Below are 19,578 nucleotides of genomic sequence, written 5' to 3' on the forward strand. Positions count from 1 at the left end.
TTGGAGAGGGGACGATCCCTTCCAGCAACCGACCCAGGCTCCTTCATGGAAAAATCCGACACTCCCAACGCCGGGGCGCAGCGCCTGCGCGACGCCATCGACAAGGGCCTGACCGGCGACAAGATCCCCGCGTCTGACCCTGCTGCGGCCCCGCTGGGCACCGACGACGAGGCCGCGGGCGTCCGACCGCCTCCGGCCGCCAGCACTCACGATCCTGCCCCTTCCGACGCCCGCGCGCCCTCGGGCCACTCCAAGGGCGCCGACGCCTTCCGCAAAGGCGACCTTCCCTACGGCGAGGGCACCCGCGACGATGGATGACCGCCGCCACGAGGCGGACTGTTGCGCAAAAAAATGTCCCTCTTCCGAATGGGAAGAGGGACATTGTCATGGCGTCGAATGGTGGCGGGGCGCCTGCCCCAGTTTTCCGAAACAAATGGGCCGTCTGGCGAGTTTCCGGAACCGGTTGCCGATCAGAAATAGCGCTCCGGCACGCGCAGCACGTCGTCGGGCATCACCGGCGTGGTGATCGGGGCGCGGCGCAACTCCTTCTTGGGGTCGGCCCCGCGTGTGATCAGCACGTAGTCCTCCTTGGCGCGGTAGGTGTAGCCGCCAGCCATCGCCACCGCCGACAGGGCGGTCATGCCGTTGACATACTGGTACTGGCCGGGGTTACGGACCTCGCCCAGGATGAAGAAGGGCCGGTGGTTCAGCACCTCGACGCTGACCTTGGCATCGCGGACGTAGCCCTGCGACAGGCGCTTGGCGATGTCGGTCTCCAACTCGCGCGGGGTGTGGCCGCGGGCCGACACCTCGCCGATCAGCGGCATGGCGACCTTGCCCGACCCGTCGACGCGGAACTCGCCGGAGAGCTGCTCCTCGCCGAAGACGATGACGCGCAGCGCGTCGCCGGCCCCCAGGCGGTAGTCCGTCATCTGGGCGACGCCGGGCGGTTCGAGAGGGGCATCCTGGCCACCGGCGCAGCCGACCATCGCGGCGGCGACCACGGTCATTCCGAGCGCGCGGAACACGTTACGTCGATTCATCCCTAACCCTTCTCCATAGCTCGTGAGGACATCGGGTCCAGGCGCCCGCGGACGGAGCGGCCGAACCCTGAGCGGTCACGGAGGGAGACTAGCAACTCGCACGCGCTTGGGAAAAAGTGGAGAGGAAGTAACGCCAACGGAGGAAAAGGATTCGCATCACCGTATAGGCGGAAATGCAAAAGGGGCGCCCATCGGCAGATGAGCGCCCCTCTGTGCATGGACTAGACGAACTGATTACATCTGAGCGCCGACGCGCAGATAGACCAGATTGTCGGAGTAATCGAAACCACTGAGGTTCGAGTTACGCTTTTCGTAAGTATAGCCGCCATTCACGAAGACGTAGCGGCTGAGCTGGTAGCTGGCACCGGCCCCCAGTGTGTAGACGTCGTCGGTGCGGTCCACGCCGTTGAAGTCGTCCTGGCGCCACTGGACGCGGGCGTTCAGCAGCAGGGTGCGCAGAAGCTCGTGATCCACGCCGACCGCGGCGACGGTGCGGTTGTAGCTCGACGCGATCTGGCTGCCGCGGGCGTAGGTCGATTCGCGAACCTGACGGCTGAGCGAGCCGGTGACCGAGGTGAGCTGGGTCACCGACCAGTTCAGGCGGCCGCCCAAGGCCAGACCACCGAAATCCTTCAGCGTCGGATCATCGTAGGTCCGGCTCAGATAACCGGCATAGATCTCGCCGTTGATGAGGCCGGTCAGGTCGGTGGACAGGCCGCCGACGACCTCATAGCCGTCCGAGTCGCGGTTGACGCCGCCGAAATCCGGGGTCAGCCGGTACCGGGTCCAGTTGTAGGAGCCCTGGATGAAGGCTTCGTAGCCCTGGATGAACTCGTAGCCGGCACGGGCGGTGCCCGTGTAGCTCCAGCGGTCGCGGTCCTCCTGCGACTCCGTCCGCCCGTTGGTCAACTCGGCGTCCTGATAGGAGGTGTACTGGGCCCCACCGGTCAGGCGGACGCGCAGGCGGTTGAAGCGCTGGTTGAACGATGCCTCGCCGCCATGGGTGAAGTAGTTCACCGGCTCCGCGAAGCGCGGCACCACGGTGCCGGTGGCCAGCGACACGTCGAAGTTCGGGTCGGACCGCCCCTCATGGTCGCGGCGGCTGAACAGCAGGCCGCTGACCGAGCTGTCGCGGGTGATGTCGTAGCGGCCGTCCACCTGCGCCCGGTAATCGGCGTAGTTCTCCGACGAGTAGTCGAAGAAGCGCCCGATGTTGCCGGAGGCCGAGAAGTTCAGGGCGTGGTTGTTGAAATCCGAACGCACATCGACGCGCGGCTGGGTGACCCAGATGAAGTCGTCGCGGGTGTCGTTCTCGGTCGCGAAGACGTTGCTTTCATAGGTCAGGCCGGTTTCGATGCGCGGCAGGATACGGAACGATCCGGCGCGGATGCCGAGCTGTTCGACCTCCGGACGGCGGCGCTCCAGCACGGTTTCACCGGGCTGCAGTTCCTGGGCGCTCACCGGCGTGGCCGCGGGCAGCGCCGTCAGCACGGTGGACGCGAGCGCGAGGGCGAGAAGGGACAGGGAGCTGGGCTTCATGGGTCACCGCGCAAGGCTGAAATCAGTGGCTCGTATCGGGCGGCCGAATGGCCTTGGAATGTGCAATCGCCGCTCCGGCAGAAGCGGACAGTCGCTGCAAAGACAACTCATGGCGTGATGTCCGTGCAACAGTGAAGCCGTTCAGCCGTGGTTTTTGCCCGCGCCTGTGTTGTTGGCGCAACAAGACTTGCGTCAGACGCGCGCTCTATTGCCATACGCCCGCACCATTAGAGCTAAGGTCATACGACCACGAAACCACACGTCCGCCTCCTCGGGAACCACCCTTCGGCAACACCCGTTCACGCAAATGCGGTCTAGAGCCGCGCCTTGAAGCGATGAGGAAGCGCCGAGCATGACCAGACCCCTGACCACTCCCCCGCCGCCCAAATCACCCCGCCATCCTGGTGACGATGTTGTGATGCCCCCCTACACACCGGGGAGTGTCCCACCGCCGGACGGCGACCTTCCAAAGTCCGACCGCGAAAGGACTCCGCCGCCGAACACTTATCCACCGAAACAAAATCCATAATTGAAATACGGACAACCGTTTGGCATGACCAAAACACACCCGCATATGCAGATTGCCCGCCAGTCCATCGGAAAGATTATTGAAACGCACGACTCATCTTCGTTCGCGAGTGCTTTACACTTTAAATAGTCAAAGGGCCTAGACTGTGGCTCTATGCCGCAGCGACGAGCGTTGCCTATTGCGACTTCCACCCCTAGGCTTCAAGGCGAAGCCTGCTGCATTTGGCGCAAGCCTGGGAACATTCCCAGGATCGGCGCCGAACCTGTCGCACGGTGTTCCGCCGACACCCGCCGCAACCGGAAACGGTCCGGCTCCGCAACGCTCGTGTGCGCCCATGGATCAGATTGCCCATCCTCCGACCGACGATTACCTGCTGACCGGGCAGGTGCACTATCGCCTCCGCCGGGCCCACCAGCGCGCGTCCTCCATCTTCATGGACATGATCGGCGACTCCCAGCTCACCCCAACCCAGTGGGGTGCCCTGGTCACGCTGCGGACCGAAAGGTCGCTGTCGCAGAACCAGCTCGGACGGCTGACCTTCATGGACCCGGCGACCACCCAGGGGGTGATCCTGCGCCTTGTCGAGCGCAACCTGGTGGAGCGCCAGCCGGACCCGCAGGACCGGCGTCGCACCAGCGTCAGCCTGACCCGCGCCGGCCAGTCGCTGGTCAGCACCCTGCTGGAGAATGCCACGAGGGCGCATCACCGCACGCTTGACCCGCTGACCCCGGAGGAGCAGGCGACCTTCCTCCTGCTTCTCTCGCGCCTGATGTGAGGCTGGTGTCACCCGCACCGGCACCGGCACGGGGAAAACCGGCTTGGTGAAAACCGGCATGATGCGGCGCAACGGAACGGTGACTTTTGCGGTGGGTTTGCTATGAACGCAGACATTGCGTTCACGCTGCCGTTCCATGCGTTCACGCAGCCGCCAACCGCGCCGGGATACCGCTGACCATGAACCGCCGCCATCTCCTGCTTGCGCCGGGTGCTGCCGCCCTCGCCACCGCCCTTTGCTTCGCCGCGCCGATGCCTGCCGCCCAGGCCCAATCGGGCGGCCAGCCGATTCGCGTCGGCGAGATCAACAGCTACACCGGCCTGCCGGCCTTCACGATCCCCTACCGCCAGGGCTGGCAGCTCGCGGTAGAGGAGGTGAACGCGGCGGGTGGCCTGCTCGGCGGTCGCAAGCTGGAGGTCATCTCCCGCGACGACGCCGGCAAGCCGGACGACGCCGTGCGCGTCGCGCAGGAGTTGCTGTCGAACGAGAAGGTCGAGTTGCTGGCCGGCACCTACTTCTCCCACGTCGGGCTGGCCGTGGCGGACTTCGCCGCGCGCAACAAGCTTCCCTTCGTGGCGGCGGAGCCGCTGACCGACGCCATCACCTGGACCAAGGGCAACCGCTACACCTTCCGCCTGCGCCCCAGCACCTACATGCAGGCGGCCATGCTGGTTGAGGAGGCGGCGAAGCTGCCAGCCAAGCGCTGGGCCACCGTCGCCCCCAACTACGAATACGGCCAGTCGGCGGTGCAGTGGTTCCGCCAACTCCTGTCGGAGAAGCGGCCGGACGTCGAGTTCGTCGCCGAGCAGTGGCCGGCCCAGGGCAAGCTGGAGGCGGGGCCGACCGTGCAGGCGCTGGCCGCGGCCAAGCCCGACGCCATCTTCAACGTCACCTTCGGCGCCGACCTCGCCAAGTTCGTGCGCGAGGGCGAGGGGCGCGGCCTGTTCCGCAACCGCACCGTCGTCAGCCTGCTGACCGGCGAGCCGGAGTATCTCGACCCGATGAAGGACGAGGCGCCGGAAGGCTGGATCGTCACCGGCTACCCGCAGGAGCAGATCGACACGCCGGAGCACAAGGCCTTCCGCGAGGCCTATGCGAAGCGCTTCAACGAGCCGCCGCGCCAGGGCTCGGTCGTCGGCTACGCCACCTTCAAGGCCATCGCCGCCGCGGTGGAGAAAGCCGGCTCCACCGATGCGGAGAAGGTCGTCGACGCACTGTCCGGCCTGGAGCTGTCCAGCCCCTTCGGCCCGATCACCTTCCGCGCGCTCGACCATCAGGCGACGATGGGCGCCTATGTCGGCAAGACCACGGTGAAGGACGGCCAGGGCGTGATGACCGGCTGGCGCTACGCCGACGGGGCGGACTATCTGCCGTCCGACGAGGCCGTCCGCAAGATGCGCCCGGAGTAAGGGGGCGGCGTTCTTGCCCCCACCCTTCCCTCCCCCGCTCCGCAGGAGAGGGAGATTGATCCCCTCCACCGCGCAGCGGGGGAGGGTTAGGGAGGGGGCAAAAAGGCCACTCTCCCGCCGACCCTGCCGAAAGAGCCGATGTCCTTCTACCTCGTGCAATTCCTCAGCGGCCTCGCCACGGCGGCGACGCTGTTCCTGGTGTCGTCCGGGCTGACCATCGTGTTCGGCGTGACGCGGATCGTGAATTTCGCGCACGGCTCCTTCTACATGCTGGGCGCCTATCTCGGCTGGACGCTGGTGGAGCGCTTAGGGAGCACGCCGCTGGGCTTCTGGGGCGCGGTGGCCGCGGCCTCGCTGGCGGTCGGCCTGCTCGGCGCGCTGATGGAGGTCGGGCTGCTGCGCCGCCTTTACCGCTCGCCTGAGCTGTTCCAGCTTCTCGCCACCTTCGGCGTGGTGCTGGTCGTGCAGGACGCCGCCTCGTGGATCTGGGGGTCGGAGGATCTGCTCGGCCGGCGGGCGCCGGGGCTGCGCGGCTCCGTGGACATCCTCGACCAGCCCTTCCCCCTCTACGACCTCGTGCTGATCGGGCTGGGGCCGCTGGTGCTGGGCCTGCTCTGGCTGCTCTTCAACCGCACGCGCTGGGGCACGCTGGTCCGCGCGGCGACTCAGGACCGCGACATGGCCTCGGCGCTCGGCGTCGATCCGGCGCGGCTGTTCACCGGGGTGCTGTTCCTGGGGTCGGCGCTCGCCGGGCTGGGCGGCGCGCTCCAGGTCCCGCGCGAGGCGGTGAACCTGCACATGGACATGGCCATCGTGGTCGAGGCCTTCGTCGTCGTCGTGGTCGGCGGCATGGGCAGCCTGACCGGCGCCTTCGTCGCCTCGCTGCTGATCGGGCAGTTGCAGGCCTTCGGCATCCTGGTTTTCCCGCAGATCACGCTGGTCCTGGTCTTCCTGTTCATGGCGGTGGTTCTGGTCATCCGCCCCTACGGGCTGCTCGGCCGCGCCGAGGACGCGCCGCCCACCGCCGCCAGCCCCGGCCCGCCGCTGATCGCCGCGGCCGGCGCGGCGCGCTGGGCGCCCGCCCTGCTGCTCGCCCTGCTGGCCGCGGTGCCGCTGGTCGCCGGCGACTACGCGCTGATCGTGCTGACCGAGGTGGTGATCCTGGCGCTGCTGGCGGCCAGCCTGCATCTGCTGATCGGGCTGGGCGGCCTCGTCTCCTTCGGGCACGCCGCTTATTTCGGGCTGGGCGCCTACGGCGCGGCCCTGCTGGTCAAGCATCTGGCCGCCCCCATGCCGCTGGCGCTGGCCGCCGCGCCGCTGGTCGCCGGGCTGGGCGCCCTGGCCGCCGGCTGGTTCTGCGTGCGGCGGTCGGGCCTCTACTTCGCCATGCTGACGCTGGCCTTCGCGCAGATCGTCTGGTCGGTGACCTTCCAATGGTACGGCGTCACCGGCGGCGACAACGGCATCCTCGGCGTCTGGCCGCCCGACTGGGCGGCGGGCAAGGCGGCCTATTTCTGGCTGACCCTGGCGCTGGCCGGCGGGGCGCTGCTGCTGCTGCGCCGCGCCGCTTTCTCGCCCTTCGGCTACACGCTGCGCGCCGGGCGCGATTCCGCGCTGCGCGCCGAATCGGTGGGCATCGATGTGCGCCGGCACCAGTGGCTGAGTTTCGCCCTGGCCGGGTCCGCCGCCGGGCTGGCCGGCGGTCTCTACGCCTTTTCCAAGGGCAGCGTCTTTCCCACCCTGATGGCCGTGCCGGTGTCGGTGGACGCTCTGGTCATGGTGCTGATGGGCGGCATCCAGACCCTGAGCGGCCCGGTCGTGGGCGCCGCCCTGTTCCACCTTCTGGAGACCGAGGCGATGAGCCGGACCGACTGGTGGCGGCTGGTCCTGGGCGCCGTCATCCTGGTTCTGGTTCTGGCCTTCCCCAAGGGCGTCGCCGGCTTCGTCCGCGACCTGTGGACCCGCGGGAGGGACTCATGAACCGCCGCCTCGCCGTCGAGAATCTCCAGCGCGCCTTCGGCGGGGTGCAGGCCGTGCGCGGTGTGTCCTTCGCCCTGGACGCCGGGGAGGTGCTGGCGCTGATCGGCCCGAACGGCGCCGGCAAGACCACCTGTTTCAACCTGCTGAACGGCCAGCTGCGGCCCGACGCGGGCACGGTGCGGCTGGACGGGGTGGACATCGTCGGCCTGCCGCCGCGCCGCATCTGGCGGATGGGCGTCGGCCGCACCTTCCAGATCACCGCCACCTTCGCCTCGATGACGGTGCGCGAGAATGTGCAGATGGTCCTGCTCTCGGTCCACCGGCGCCTGTTCGGTCTGTGGACCCCGGCGGCCTCCGGGTTCCGTGACGAGGCGATGGCCCTGCTGGAGCGCGTCGGCATGGGCGCCCAGGCGGAGCGGCCCTGCGGCGTGCTGGCCTACGGCGACCTCAAGCGCGTCGAACTCGCCATGGCGCTGGCCGGCGACCCGAAAATCCTGCTGATGGACGAACCGACCGCCGGCATGGCCCCCGGCGAGCGGCAGGAGCTGATGGCGCTGACCTCCTCCCTCGTCCGCGAGCGCGGCCTCGCCGTTCTGTTCACGGAGCATGACATGGACGTCGTGTTCGGCCACGCCACCCGCATCATCGTGCTCGACCGCGGCCAGCTGATCGCCGAGGGCACGCCCGACGCCGTGCGCGCCGACCCGAAGGTGCAGGCCGTCTATCTGGGAGGTGCCGCATGACCGCGGAACCCCTTCTGAGCGTCCGCGGGCTTCAGGCCTGGTACGGGCGCGCCCACATCCTGACCGGAGTCGATCTGACGGTGGACCGGGGCGAGGTGGTCGCCCTGATGGGCCGCAACGGCGCCGGCAAGACCACGACGATGAAGGCGATCATGGGCCTGCTCGACCGGCGTTCCGGCACGGTGGCCTTCGACGGGCGCGACGTCTCCGCCCTGCCGCCGCACCGCATCGCGCGGCGCGGCCTCGGCTACGTGCCGGAGGACCGCCGCGTCTTCACCGACCTGACGGTGGAGGAGAATCTGGAGGTCGGCCGCCAGCCGCCCCGCGACGGCGCCCCGCATTGGACGCCGGAGCGGCTCTACGCCCTCTTCCCCAACCTCGCCGAGATGCGGGGCCGCCGCGGCGGGCGGATGAGCGGCGGCGAGCAACAGATGTTGACGCTTGCCCGTACGCTCATGGGCAACCCGTCGCTCCTGCTGCTCGACGAGCCGTCGGAGGGTCTGGCCCCGCGCATCGTGCAGCAAATGGCCGACGCCTTGCGCGCGCTGAAGGCCGAGGGGCTGTCGATCCTGGTGTCCGAACAGAATCTCGCCTTCGCCGCCGCGGTCGCCGACCGCGCGAGCGTCATCGAGAAGGGGCAGATCCGCTTCGAAGGCCCGATGCGGACTCTGCTGGAGGATGAAACGGTGCGCCGGGCCTATCTGGCGGTGTGAGGGCTGGCGGTCTGAAGACTCACACCAGCATGTCGAGGACACGCTTGGTGTTGTCCTGCGCGGCCTGCATGACCTTGACGTTGGCGGCGAAGTCGGTCTGGGCCGAGGAGAGGCTGACCACCACCGCCGGATCGAGGTTGCCGGCGGCGAGCTGCGCCCCCGCCTCGTCGGCGCGGGACTGGGCGCCCTGAAGCCCCGCCAGGGCCGAGGCCTGGGCGTCTTGCAGGGACGGCATCCGCGGTGCGCCGAGCGCGCCGATGTCCATGGTGGAACCCCTCGATTGACCGGCGACCACCCTACCCCTTTTTCGGCGGAAAAGCGATGGGGACTCGCCTATGGGGACCGGCGGGCTGGTTCAGCCCTCCGCCAACCAAACGGCCAAGCGGTCGAGAAAGGCGCCGGCTTCCGCGGGAGCCTTCAGGCTCCATCCGGCGGCGCTGGGGGCCGGCGGGTCCATGACGCGGATGCCGACTCCCCGCCCCTCGCCACGCGCCGCCAGGGCACGGAAGGCGTCCTCGTCCGTCTCGTCATCGCCGAGGTAGAGCGGCAGCGTCTCCGGCCCCGCCAGCCCAAGGGTATCGAGCAGCGACAGGACCGCCTTGCCCTTGTCCCAAGGGACGTTGGGCCGCAACTCGTGGATCTCCTTGCCGCCGGTGACGCGCAGGTTCGGAAAGGCCGCCGCGACGTCCCGCACCGCGTCGCCAACCGACGCCTTGCGGTCCGGGACCACCCGCCGGGTGTGGATGGCGATGGCGAAGCGCTTGCGCTCGACCAGCGCGCCCTCGACACCGTGCAGGCGCCGCAACAGCTCCGCTTCGGCCGCGTCGAGGTCGCCCAGATACTCCTCGCCGATCTGGGTGCGCAGACCGGGGCCGCGGATGTCGAAGCCGTGGCTGCCGGCGTAGATCAGATCGTCGATCCCGACATGGCGGGCCACATCCTCCAGGTCGCGCCCGCTGACCACCGCCACCGGGCACAGGCCGGCCAGCCGCCGGATCACCGCGCGCACGGAGTCGTTGAGGATCGCCAGATCGGGCCGCTCCACGATGGGCGTCAGAGTCCCGTCATAATCGAGGAAGACGGCGGGCCGCCGGTCGCCCAGCATCGCCGCGAAGGCGTCGAACCGGACAAGCGCCGACGGTTTGCCTTCGGTGGAAGCGGGGGACGGCTGGTCGGTCACGGGCGGCTCTCCTTTGTTGTCCGGGGCATCGCAATGGGCGCAGTCGCGCCGGCGCACGATCGGAACAACGGGAAAGCGCGCCATCAGGTCCAGATGCCGGGTCCGGATAACGGGACGGGCGCGTTAACCAGTGATGTTATCGCACCCGATACGATTGTGACTCTCCGGTCACAGCGGCCCCGGAAAAAGCAACGGCCCCGCATGGGGCCATTGCTGCGGGGTTTTCACCCACCTGAGATCTTTGTTAATTTTGCAGCGCAGCAAGAGATTGCTGCTTCGCCCTTCTTGGGCGTTTCCTCCCTAAACTCAGGCCGCTGTTCGTCAGCGGCCTTTTTTCTGCCAGAAACCTGTCCCTTCTGGCAATCCCTAACAATCACCATACCCCAACAAATCCAGCGGCATAATCCGCACAGATTGAAGGGTTTTATTCCCCACGACGCGCTCTTGCACCACAGGCCCCGCCGGGTTTTCCTGTCGGCTCACCGCCGCCCCCCGCCGCAGCCCATCGGGTGCCGAATTGAGCCATGCACACAGCCCCGCTGCCGACCGGCCGCTGACGGCGCTCGTCAACGCCACGCTCCACACCGGGGATGCGGTGCTGGCGGGTGCCGCCCTGCTGATCGACGGCCCGGCCATCGCCGCCATCGTCGCGCCCGAAGCGATCCCGCGGGAGGCCGAGGTGATCGATCTCGGCGGCGGCATCCTCGCCCCCGGCTTCATCGACCTTCAGGTGAATGGCGGCGGCGGCGCGCTGTTCAACGACACGCCCGACCTGCCGACGTTGCGCCGCATCGCCGAGGCGCACCGCCGCTTCGGCACCACCGGCCTGCTGCCCACCCTCATCACCGACTCGGCTGAAAAGCGCGCCGCCGCCGTGGCCGCGGTGCGCGCCGCCGTGGCGGAGGGGATGCCCGGTGTGCTCGGCATCCATCTGGAAGGTCCGCACATCGCGCCGGCACGCCGCGGCGTCCATGACGCGCGCTTCATCGCCCCCCCCGACGCCGACGACCTCGCCCTGCTCGGCGGCCTGTCCGGCCTGCCGGCCCTGGTCACGCTGGCGCCGGAGGCGGTTCCGCCGGAGCCGGTTCGCCGGCTCGCCGCCGCCGGGCTGCGCATCGCCGCCGGCCACAGCACCGCTACCTGGGCGCAGGCCAAGGCCGGCTTCGCCGCCGGCATCACCGGGGTGACCCACCTGTTCAACGCCATGAGCCCGCTCGGCTCCCGCGAGCCCGGCATGGTCGGGGCCGCGCTGGAGGACGACACGGTCTGGTGCGGCATCATCGTCGACGGGCACCATGTCCACGACGCCTCCGTCCGTCTGGCCTGGAAGGCGAAGGCCCCGGGCCGGCTGTTCCTGGTGACCGACGCGATGCCCCCGGTCGGCGCTTCCGAGGATCACCCAGCCGGCGGTTTCCAGCTCTACGGCGAGGAGATCCGGGTGAAGGACGGGCGTTGCGTCACCGCCGACGGCACGCTGGCCGGTTCCGCCCTGGACATGGCGACGGCGGTGCGCAACGCCGTGGAACGGGTCGGCATCCCGCTGGACGAGGCATTGCGCATGGCCTCCGCCTACCCGGCCGATTTCATGGGAATGGCGGGACGGCGCGGCCGCCTTCGGCCCGGCCTGGCCGCCGACCTCGTGCATCTCGACGAGCGGTTGCGGGTGCGGACGACCTGGATCAGCGGCAAAATGGCCGTTCCGTGAAACACCCCCTGCACGCGCGCAAATCTGTCGTATAGAGGCCGCAGAATTTTGACCCTCATACGCAGAATCGAGGAGATTTACCCATGGACATCGCCCTGATGGTTCTGGCCGTCGTGTTCTTCTTCTGGCAGACCGTTTCCGAGTGATCGGGGTCCGGGCATCCGGACAAGCGAAAGGGCGGCTCCCTGGTGGGGCCGCCCTTTCGCGTTTCGGACCCATCAATTCGGCTGCCGGGCGGAGCCCTCAGTCGGCCAGTGCGCCGCCATGGATCTGCGGGTGCTCCAGCCGCGTATGGGCGGAGGCAACCAGCCTCAACGTCTCCATGATCGTTCCGATCGCCTCGTTCAGATCGGCCCGGCCGGCGGGCGTAGGCATTCCCGACAGGACCGATTCCAGGTCGTCGGCGGCGTCCTGCAGAAGGACGCAGGCCTCCTCCAACTGACGTTTGGCCGTTAGGCCGTTTGCAGGATGCGACGGCGCCGCCTTCTGCATATTGCGATAGGCATTTTGATTTGCAGTTTGCAGCGAAGACCCGCGCTGCCCCTTCTGAAACCCCGTGATGAAGCCGAACATGGGCCCTCTCCCTTCCGTGTCGGAGGGTATAGAGCAAAAGCCGCGCCAATTTCGAAACATCGGCCGAAGGGATCACGCCTTGGGCCAAAGCCACGCCGCGCCGCGCATACCGCTTTCGGCGCCATGGCGCGCCCGAAGGAAGCGGGTGCGGGGAGCCGGACTCAGCGCCCAGCGCCCCCATAGGACCGGCACGGCCTCGTACAGCCCCGGCAAGTCCGACAGGCCGCCGCCGACCACCACCGCGTCAGGGTCGAGCAGATTGATGACGGCGGCCAGCGCACGGGCCAGCGCATCGGCATGACGGTCCAGCGTCGCCCGCGCCGCCGCGTCGCCGGCCGCCGCGCGGGCGGCGATCTCCGGCGGGGCCAGCGACTCTCCCGTACGCCGATGGTGCAGGCGGGCCAGACCGGCTCCGCACAGCAGCGTCTCGATGCAGCCTTCCCGCCCGCAGCCGCAGGGCAACGGCGGGCCGTCCTCCGCCGTCCGCCAAGGCAGCGGGTTATGCCCCCACTCTCCGGCGAGCGCGTTGGCGCCGGCCAGGATGCGCCGGTCGGCGACGATCCCGCCTCCGACCCCGGTGCCCAGGATGATCCCGAAGACCAGCGGCGCCCCGGCGGCGGCACCGTCCACCGCCTCCGACAGGACGAAGGCGTTGGCGTCGTTGGCGATGCGCACCGGGCGGTCCAGCGCCCGCGCCAGATCGGCCGCAAAGGGCCGGCCGTCCAGCCAGGGCAGATTGACCGCGCGCACGGTTCCCGCGGCAGCGTCGACAATGCCGGGCAGGCACAGGCCGACCGTGGCGTCCCGGCAGCCCGCCCGCTCCTCCAGCGCCGCCACGGCGCCGGCCAGCGCCTCCAGTGTCTCCGCATAGCCGCGCGGCGTGTCGGCGCGGTACCGCGCCCGCTCCGTCCCGTCCGGAGCCAGGAGGGTGGCGGCGATCTTGGTGCCGCCCAGATCGACGCCGATTCGCATCGGACCCATGCCCATGACGGACTCCCAGCGCGGGTGGACAGTGAAGGAGGTGAAAAAAGCAGCTCCCCCTATAGCGCAGCGCTCCGCCCGAATCAGCCATCCCGACGCGCGCCTCCTCCATAAGAGGTGGCGGTCCCGTCCCTTTGCACCGTCGCAGGACGACGGCGGACCACTAGAGTCAGGAGTGTCACGTCCCATCAATTGGATTGCGCGCGCCCCCATGGACCGTTCCGCTCCGAAAGCCACGCCATCCTCGAATCGCTCTGCGGCGAAGGCGAAGCCCCAACCCCAGGCCGCCGGCCTGCGCCCCGACCAGACGGAGGTCTTCGACGGCCTTCTCCTGGCTCTGCTGGCGCGCAAACGGCTGCTGGTGCTGGTCGGCGAGGCCGGGTCCGGACGGGCCGCGGTCTTCCACCAGCTCGTCGAGCAGGTCGGCTCCGACGGGGCGCTGGTGCTTCCGGTCGCCGCCAGCGCCGGAGCGCAGGTGGAGGATCTGGTGTCCGCCGCTGGTGACGCCGCCCTGCCGTCGGACAGCGACGACCGCGATTTCGACACGCTGATCGAGGAGTTGGAGGAGCGGCTCGACCTCGCCGGCACCGGGCTGCTGGCGGTGGAGAACGCCGGTGTCCTGGCCGCTCCGGCGCTGGCCGACCTGATCGACCTCACCCGGTCCGAAACGCCGAGCGGGCGTTTCCTCCAGGTCCTTCTCTGCGGCACGCCGGAGATGGAGCGGACCCTGGCCCGTCCCGGGCTGGCCGAGGCGGTGCGCGAGCTTGGCGTGATCTACCGCATGACGCCCGGCGCCGGCCCGTCCGTCGCGCCCGCCGCCGCCATTCCTTCTGCCGGCCTCTCCGTCGGGCCGGCGCTCGCCCCGCCGCGCGCCGCGCCGCCGCCGCCGCCGCCGCGACGGGGGGCGGAACGCGACGCCAACGACTGGCCGGCCAACGACTGGGACGCTCCGGACGGCTGGACGATCCCGGAAGCCGGTGCCCCGGTCGCCGATCTGCCCGTCAAGCGCCCGCGCCGCCGCGCCGCGCTGGCCGGAGCGGCGATCACCACCCTGATCCTGCTGGGTGCCGCCGGGGCCGGCGTAACTCTGGCGGTCCCGGGCGCCACGCCCGAACGGGCGCTCGATTACGCCCGGCAAAGCTGGCAGGACCTCCGCGGTTTCGTCACGGAGCGGGTGCACAATCCTTTCGCCGATGAGCCCAGCCTGGGCAGCCGCGGCCCTGACACGCTGGCGCTCGCCCGGCCGCAGAACCCCTATCTCGCTTCCCTCCCCGCGGAGGCCGGGGTGCCGGTCGCCGGTCCTGCGCCCATCAGGGCCGACGCCCCGCCGCCCGCCGTCCGCACCGCGAGCCCGCCAGCCGCCCAGACGACTCCCCAGACGACGGCCACCCCGGCGGTGCCCTCGCCAACGACCGTCGCGAAGCTCGACCCGGCGCCGCCGGCGAGGCCGGAGCAGCCGTCCGTCGCTCCGTCGGCCCAGATGCCGAAACCGCCGGTGCCGGCGGCCGATCCGCTGGCCGCGGAGCACACCCAACCGCCCAAGCCGCGGGCGACCGAGTACCGCACGGAGCAGAGCGAAGGCCCGACCGGTTCCGCCACCCTGCCGCCGCTGGTCGATGAGCCGGCGCCCCAGATGGCCGCCCCGGCGATGCCCCAGCCCGCGACCCCCACGGCGTCCACGCCCTTCTCGGCCAGCGACAACGGCCTGAACCCACGCGTCCGCACCCTGGTCGATCAGGCCCGCCGGCAGATCGCCGCCAAGCTGCTGACCACGCCGCCGAACAACAACGCCTACGAGACGGTGTCGCGCCTGCGCGAGATCGCCCCGGCGACGCCGGAGATCCAGGAACTTCTGACGACCATGGAGGAGACCTACCGCCGCTGGGCCTCGCTGGCGGAGCGCGACGGCAATTGGGACGAGGCGCGGCGCTTCTACGAGCGCGCTCTGATCGTCGCCCCCAACACCGGCGACCTGCGCGACCGCATCAAGGCGGCCGGCGAAGGGCGCGTGCTTCCCGCCATGCCCACGGCCTCGGCGGCACCCGGCACCCCGTCGGCGCCGGCGGCCACCGCCGAGGTGCGGCCCGGCCTGGACAGCCGTGACGGCGCCATTGCCCTGATGCGCCGGACTGACGAGTTGAAGCGCGCGCTGGACGGCGGCGCCGATCCGAACAAGCGGGTGGACAACGGCAAGACCCTGCTGATGCTGGCCTCCGAACAGGGGCTGACCGACGCGGTGCGGCTGCTGATCGACCGCCGGGCCAAGACGGAGCTGCGCACCGCTGATGGCGCCACCGCGGTGATGTACGCCGCCTGGGGCGGGCACGAGGCGGTGATCCACGCCCTGGCCGCCGCCGGGGCCGAACTTGACGCCACCAACGACGACGGCAAGACCGCGCTGATGGCCGCCGCGGCCCGCGGCCATGACGGAGTCGTAAAGATCCTGGTCGACCGTGGCGTGTCGGTGGACCGGGTGGCCAGCCACGGCTGGTCGGCCTTGATGTACGCCGCCAACAACGGCCACGACCGCGTGGCCCGGATGCTGGTGGAGCGCGGCGCCAACCCGTTCCGCATGGACACCGCCGGCAACTCCGCCCTCACCCTCGGCGCGCTGCAGGGCCACATGCAGGTGGTCGAGGCGCTGAAGCCGCACTGACCGGCAAGCCAAGCAAAAAACGGCGGGCGCCCCAGGGATGCCCGCCGTTTTCGCATGTCGATCCTGCCGAACCCATCTCCGAGCCGTTGCCCAATCAGGCGGCTTTGATCTCCGCCAGGAAGCTCTCGATCTCCTTGCGCAGCGTTTCCGACTGGCGGGCCAGTTCGCCCGACGCGCTCATCACCTGACCGGCCGCCGCACCCGTCTCACCCGCGGCCAGCGTGACCTCGGTGATGCTGCCGGAGACTTGGTGGGTGCCCGTCGCGGCCTCCTGGACATTGCGGGAGATCTCGTTGGTCGCGGCGCCCTGCTCCTCGATGGCGGCGGCGATGGCGGTCGAGATGTCGTTGATCTGGCCGATGATGCCGCCGATGGCGGAGATGTCGCGCACCGCGCCGTCGGTCGCGCCCTGGATGGCGGCGATCTGGGCGGCGATCTCGTCGGTCGCCTTGGCGGTCTGGGAGGCGAGATGCTTCACCTCGCCGGCGACGACGGCGAAGCCCTTGCCGGCCTCGCCCGCCCGGGCGGCCTCGATGGTCGCGTTCAGCGCCAGCAGGTTCGTCTGGCTGGCGATGTTGGTGATGAGGCTGACCACCTCGCCGATCTTCTGCGCGGCCTCGACCAGACCGCGCACCGTCTCGTTGGTGCGGGTCGCCTGCTCGACCGCCTGCCCGGCGATCTGCGAGGAGCGCGACACCTGCGTCGCGATCTCGCGGATGGAGCTCGCCATCTCCTCCGTAGCCGACGCGACGGTCTGGACGTTGGCGCTGGTCTGCTCCGCCGCCGCCTGGACGGTGGTCGCCTGGATGTTGGTCCGCTCGGCCATGGAGGTCATGCTGTGGGCGGTGGCGTCCAGCTCCGAGGCTGCGGCGGCCACCGTGCGCAGGGAGGCCGCGGAGGAGTCCCCGAAGCGGTTCACCAGACGCTCCACGGCTTCCGACCGGCGCTGCTTGGTCGCCTGTTCCTCCGCCTGGACGGCGGCCAGCCGGTCCGCCTCGATCAGGCCGTCCTTGAAGACTTGCACCGCGCGGGCCATGGCGCCCAGCTCGTCCTTGCGCTGCGCACCGTCCACGGTGACCGTCAGCTCGCGCCCCGCCAGCCGGTTCATCACCCCAGTGAGCTGCTGGATCGGCTTGGACACGCCGGCGATGATCGCCAGCCCCATCATCGCGCCGAGGAGGGTCACGACGGAGATCGCGACGATGAGCAGGGTTTTGCTCGACCCATAGGTCGCCTCGCCCTGGTCGGCGGCAATGCGACCGTTGCGGATGTTGAATTGGATGAGGTCGCGCATGAGCCCCTGGGCCTTGCGGAACTCGACGCGCGATTCGCCTTTGTAGAGTGCGGTCGCCTCGTTGTTGCGATCGTCCCGGGACAACGGAAGCAATTTTCGGTGGCTCAGTTCCTGGTAACGCTCCCAATGGCCCATGAGCTTCTGGAACGTTTCGGTCTCGTAGCCGGGGGTCAGCATGGATTCATATTTGCGAACCGCGTCCTGGAAGTTCTCCAGAGTCGCCGCCATGGTCTTCTCCTCCTCGGCCTGCTGGGCAGGCTCGGTGGATAGAATGTGTGCGGACTCCAGAATCCGGTAGAACTCGAAATAATCGGTCATCCGGGCAATCTCGCCGACGCTCGGCAGCCAGTTGTCGCGGATGTCCTTCCCCGCGTCATTCACCGTCGAAATGCGGTCTATGCTGAAAAGACCCAATGCGATGATGAACATGACGAGTATGGAAAACGAAGACACGATCTTCGCTTTTATCGTGATGTTCGATAGAACAGACATGCGACATTCCCTCCACGAATTCCCGAGAAAACCAGCGCGCTACCTTGTGCAGAGCTTCAATTTTTTATTGTCTGCAACGTGTTTCCAAGGGATTCACCGACCACGACAGGCTCTATGCCGACAGACTTACAGATTACGCGAGAGTTTCCCCAACGCGGGAGCGCAATTCTCACACGATTGGCGTCGACGATGGGTTCGTGATTTCTTTTAATCTATGCCGCAGAGCCTTTTGACATTCCGCTCTGCGTACCGATGCCAACCAGCACTGCACTCGACGCACTGTTTATCTCACATCATAAGTAAACTAACTATTAAAGCATTATGAAATGCTGAAAACTTTTTTCTTTTTATTTATTACATTGATGATTTTGTAAAGTTACTCACTTGAGAAACGTTTGTTTCGCCGGAGGCGTCACGGATCGCCAGTGGATGCCAAAGGCGCAAAAAAAGCCCGCGGGCGCGTGATGCGCAGCCGCGGGCTGAACCACAAAAACTTGCGGACCGGTACGGATCAGAGAGCGGCGAAGCGCGCCAGCATGGCCGCGTGCGAGCGGATGCCGTTGTGCAGGCACTTCACCTCGAACTTCTCGTTGGGCGAATGGATGCGGTCATCCTCAAGCCCGAAGCCGACGAAGATCGAATCGAAGCCCAGCGCCTGCCGGATGTAGCCGCCGACCGGGATCGAGCCACCGCTGCCGACCAGTGCCGGCTTGTTGGCGAAGACGTCGCCCAGCCCCGCCATGGCGGCGCGCAGATAGGGGCTGTCGGTCGGCACCTGGACGCCCGGCGAGCGGCCGAACACCGTGAACTCCCACCGCCCGTCCGCCGGCGTGCGCTCCTCCAGGAAGCTCTTGATCCCGGCCAGGATCTTCTCCGGGTCCTGCGCCGGCACGAGGCGGCAGGACAGCTTTGCCGACGCCTTGGAGGCGATGACGGTCTTGGAGCCTTCGCCGGTGTAGCCGCCCCAGATGCCGTTGATGTCGCAGGTCGGGCGCGACCACAGCCGCTCCAGCGCGCTGCGCCCGGCCTCGCCCACCGGGGTCTTCAGCCCGACGCCGGCCAGGAAGGCGCTCTCGTCGAAGCCGAGGTCGCGCCACATCGCCTTTTCCTCGTCCGTGGGCTCGGCCACATCGTCGTAGAAGCCGGGGAAGCGGACGCGCCCGTCCTCGTCATGGATCTGGCCGAGGATGCGGGTCAGCGCGTTGATCGGGTTCAGCACCGCGCCGCCGAACATACCGGAATGCAGGTCGTGGCTCGGCCCATGCAGCGTCGCCTCGACGTAGAGCAGGCCGCGCAGCCGCGTGGTGATCGCCGGGGTGTCGATGTTCCAGGCGTTGGTGTCGGTGATGACGCAGACGTCAGCCTTCAGCTCCTCCGCGTTGGCCTTCAAAAAGGGCAGCAGGTTCGGGCTGCCGGTCTCCTCCTCGCCCTCCAGCAGGACGGTCACGCGGATGGGCAGGGTGCCGTGCACGGCGTGCCAGGCGCGGAACGCCTCGATGAAGGTCATCACCTGACCCTTGTCGTCCACGGCGCCGCGGGCGACGATGCGGCGGCCATGCTCGGCCTCGACGATGGCCGGCTCGAAGGGCGGGCTGTTCCACAGCTCCAGCGGCTCCGCCGGCTGCACGTCGTAATGGCCGTAATAGAGGATGTGCGGCACATCCTGACCGCCCGGCCCCGGATGATGGGCGACGACCGCGGGATGGCCGGCCGTCTCGCGCACGGAGGCGTCGAAGCCCAGCCCGCTCAGCTCGCGCACCAGCCAGTCCGCGGCACGGCGCACGTCGCCCTTGTAAGCCGGGTCGGTGCTGACGCTGGGGATGCGCAGCAGGTCGCAGAGACGGCCCAGGGAGTCTTCGAAACCGCGGTCAACCTGCTGGAGAACGGGGTCGGCTGACAGGACGCTCGACATTCGGAACTGCCTTCGGTGTGGATGATGGCAGCGATGGTAGCGCATCGCGGTTCC

At 68.8% G+C, this 19,578-nt stretch carries 16 protein-coding genes; 8 read left to right on the forward strand and 8 right to left on the reverse strand.

Annotated elements, in window-relative coordinates; genetic code table 11:
* The first annotated feature begins 45 nt into the window (after positions 1–45).
* On the forward strand, positions 46–318 hold the full coding sequence (locus AMK58_RS10515) for a hypothetical protein (RefSeq protein ID WP_035675079.1): 273 nt from the start codon (positions 46–48) through the stop codon (positions 316–318).
* A gap of 152 nt (positions 319–470) precedes the next feature.
* Here the strand turns inward: AMK58_RS10515 and AMK58_RS10520 are convergent, their stop codons facing one another.
* Together AMK58_RS10520 and AMK58_RS10525 are read right to left on the reverse strand one after the other, a co-directional pair.
* On the reverse strand, positions 471–1,043 hold the full coding sequence (locus AMK58_RS10520) for a polysaccharide biosynthesis/export family protein (RefSeq protein ID WP_035675081.1): 573 nt from the start codon (positions 1,041–1,043) through the stop codon (positions 471–473).
* A 234-nt stretch (positions 1,044–1,277) separates the two neighbouring features.
* Positions 1,278–2,582 carry an outer membrane beta-barrel protein gene (locus AMK58_RS10525; RefSeq protein ID WP_035675083.1) on the reverse strand — a complete coding sequence of 435 codons (1,305 nt, stop codon included), beginning with the start codon at positions 2,580–2,582 and terminating at the stop codon, positions 1,278–1,280.
* Between the two features lie 863 nt (positions 2,583–3,445).
* Here AMK58_RS10525 and AMK58_RS10530 point away from each other — a divergent pair.
* The 5 genes from AMK58_RS10530 to AMK58_RS10550 all read left to right on the forward strand — a co-directional run bounded on the left by AMK58_RS10530 (position 3,446) and on the right by AMK58_RS10550 (position 8,731).
* Positions 3,446–3,886, forward strand: coding sequence for a MarR family winged helix-turn-helix transcriptional regulator (locus AMK58_RS10530; RefSeq protein WP_035675085.1), 441 nt, complete (start codon positions 3,446–3,448; stop codon positions 3,884–3,886).
* 179 nt (positions 3,887–4,065) lie between these two features.
* Positions 4,066–5,295 (forward strand): ABC transporter substrate-binding protein, encoded by a 1,230-nt coding sequence (locus tag AMK58_RS10535; protein ID WP_035675087.1) that lies wholly within the window; start codon positions 4,066–4,068, stop codon positions 5,293–5,295.
* Between the two features lie 138 nt (positions 5,296–5,433).
* The gene (locus AMK58_RS10540; protein ID WP_059398871.1) at positions 5,434–7,275 is read left to right on the forward strand and encodes an ABC transporter permease; all 1,842 of its coding nucleotides are present in this window, start codon (positions 5,434–5,436) and stop codon (positions 7,273–7,275) included.
* Positions 7,272–8,018 carry an ABC transporter ATP-binding protein gene (locus tag AMK58_RS10545; protein ID WP_035675095.1) on the forward strand — a complete coding sequence of 249 codons (747 nt, stop codon included), beginning with the start codon at positions 7,272–7,274 and terminating at the stop codon, positions 8,016–8,018. The genes AMK58_RS10540 and AMK58_RS10545 overlap by 4 nt, the downstream gene beginning before the upstream one ends.
* Positions 8,015–8,731, forward strand: a complete 717-nt coding sequence (locus AMK58_RS10550; RefSeq protein WP_035675098.1) for an ABC transporter ATP-binding protein — start codon at positions 8,015–8,017, stop codon at positions 8,729–8,731. The genes AMK58_RS10545 and AMK58_RS10550 overlap by 4 nt, the downstream gene beginning before the upstream one ends.
* 19 nt (positions 8,732–8,750) lie before the next feature.
* Here the strand turns inward: AMK58_RS10550 and AMK58_RS10555 are convergent, their stop codons facing one another.
* Together AMK58_RS10555 and otsB are read right to left on the reverse strand one after the other, a co-directional pair.
* Positions 8,751–8,996 carry a hypothetical protein gene (locus AMK58_RS10555; protein WP_035675101.1) on the reverse strand — a complete coding sequence of 82 codons (246 nt, stop codon included), beginning with the start codon at positions 8,994–8,996 and terminating at the stop codon, positions 8,751–8,753.
* A 90-nt stretch (positions 8,997–9,086) separates the two neighbouring features.
* On the reverse strand, positions 9,087–9,911 hold the full coding sequence (gene otsB / locus AMK58_RS10560) for a trehalose-phosphatase (protein WP_035675109.1): 825 nt from the start codon (positions 9,909–9,911) through the stop codon (positions 9,087–9,089).
* 517 nt (positions 9,912–10,428) lie between these two features.
* Between otsB and nagA the strand changes: the two genes are divergently transcribed.
* Complete coding sequence (nagA, locus tag AMK58_RS10565; RefSeq protein WP_079285775.1) at positions 10,429–11,616, forward strand: N-acetylglucosamine-6-phosphate deacetylase; 1,188 nt, start codon at positions 10,429–10,431, stop codon at positions 11,614–11,616.
* 243 nt (positions 11,617–11,859) lie between these two features.
* On the opposite strand, the gene AMK58_RS10570 is transcribed toward nagA, so the two are convergent.
* Complete coding sequence (locus tag AMK58_RS10570; protein ID WP_051140317.1) at positions 11,860–12,189, reverse strand: hypothetical protein; 330 nt, start codon at positions 12,187–12,189, stop codon at positions 11,860–11,862.
* A 72-nt stretch (positions 12,190–12,261) separates the two neighbouring features.
* Positions 12,262–13,176 (reverse strand): ROK family protein, encoded by a 915-nt coding sequence (locus AMK58_RS10575; protein WP_079292132.1) that lies wholly within the window; start codon positions 13,174–13,176, stop codon positions 12,262–12,264.
* A gap of 205 nt (positions 13,177–13,381) precedes the next feature.
* Here AMK58_RS10575 and AMK58_RS10580 point away from each other — a divergent pair, with 205 nt between their 5' ends.
* Positions 13,382–15,826, forward strand: a complete 2,445-nt coding sequence (locus AMK58_RS10580) for an ankyrin repeat domain-containing protein (RefSeq protein ID WP_059398872.1) — start codon at positions 13,382–13,384, stop codon at positions 15,824–15,826.
* A 94-nt stretch (positions 15,827–15,920) separates the two neighbouring features.
* Here the strand turns inward: AMK58_RS10580 and AMK58_RS10585 are convergent, their stop codons facing one another.
* Together AMK58_RS10585 and AMK58_RS10590 are read right to left on the reverse strand one after the other, a co-directional pair.
* Complete coding sequence (locus AMK58_RS10585; RefSeq protein WP_059398873.1) at positions 15,921–17,612, reverse strand: methyl-accepting chemotaxis protein; 1,692 nt, start codon at positions 17,610–17,612, stop codon at positions 15,921–15,923.
* A gap of 511 nt (positions 17,613–18,123) precedes the next feature.
* Positions 18,124–19,524 carry a dipeptidase gene (locus AMK58_RS10590; protein WP_035675128.1) on the reverse strand — a complete coding sequence of 467 codons (1,401 nt, stop codon included), beginning with the start codon at positions 19,522–19,524 and terminating at the stop codon, positions 18,124–18,126.
* Positions 19,525–19,578 lie beyond the last annotated feature (54 nt).

It is taken from the genome of Azospirillum brasilense (assembly GCF_001315015.1).
Taxonomy (GTDB): Bacteria; Pseudomonadota; Alphaproteobacteria; order Azospirillales; family Azospirillaceae; genus Azospirillum; species Azospirillum brasilense.

Bases quoted from the DNA above. Each gene is read 5' to 3' on its own strand.
- AMK58_RS10515 (WP_035675079.1), top strand. From the start codon at position 46: ATGGAAAAATCCGACACTCCCAACGCCGGGGCGCAGCGCCTGCGCGAC.
- AMK58_RS10520 (WP_035675081.1), bottom strand. From the start codon at position 1,043: ATGAATCGACGTAACGTGTTCCGCGCGCTCGGAATGACCGTGGTCGCC.
- AMK58_RS10525 (WP_035675083.1), bottom strand. From the start codon at position 2,582: ATGAAGCCCAGCTCCCTGTCCCTTCTCGCCCTCGCGCTCGCGTCCACC.
- AMK58_RS10530 (WP_035675085.1), top strand. From the start codon at position 3,446: ATGGATCAGATTGCCCATCCTCCGACCGACGATTACCTGCTGACCGGG.
- AMK58_RS10535 (WP_035675087.1), top strand. From the start codon at position 4,066: ATGAACCGCCGCCATCTCCTGCTTGCGCCGGGTGCTGCCGCCCTCGCC.
- AMK58_RS10540 (WP_059398871.1), top strand. From the start codon at position 5,434: ATGTCCTTCTACCTCGTGCAATTCCTCAGCGGCCTCGCCACGGCGGCG.
- AMK58_RS10545 (WP_035675095.1), top strand. From the start codon at position 7,272: ATGAACCGCCGCCTCGCCGTCGAGAATCTCCAGCGCGCCTTCGGCGGG.
- AMK58_RS10550 (WP_035675098.1), top strand. From the start codon at position 8,015: ATGACCGCGGAACCCCTTCTGAGCGTCCGCGGGCTTCAGGCCTGGTAC.
- AMK58_RS10555 (WP_035675101.1), bottom strand. From the start codon at position 8,996: ATGGACATCGGCGCGCTCGGCGCACCGCGGATGCCGTCCCTGCAAGAC.
- AMK58_RS10570 (WP_051140317.1), bottom strand. From the start codon at position 12,189: ATGTTCGGCTTCATCACGGGGTTTCAGAAGGGGCAGCGCGGGTCTTCG.
- AMK58_RS10575 (WP_079292132.1), bottom strand. From the start codon at position 13,176: ATGGGCATGGGTCCGATGCGAATCGGCGTCGATCTGGGCGGCACCAAG.
- AMK58_RS10580 (WP_059398872.1), top strand. From the start codon at position 13,382: ATGGACCGTTCCGCTCCGAAAGCCACGCCATCCTCGAATCGCTCTGCG.
- AMK58_RS10585 (WP_059398873.1), bottom strand. From the start codon at position 17,612: ATGTCTGTTCTATCGAACATCACGATAAAAGCGAAGATCGTGTCTTCG.
- AMK58_RS10590 (WP_035675128.1), bottom strand. From the start codon at position 19,524: ATGTCGAGCGTCCTGTCAGCCGACCCCGTTCTCCAGCAGGTTGACCGC.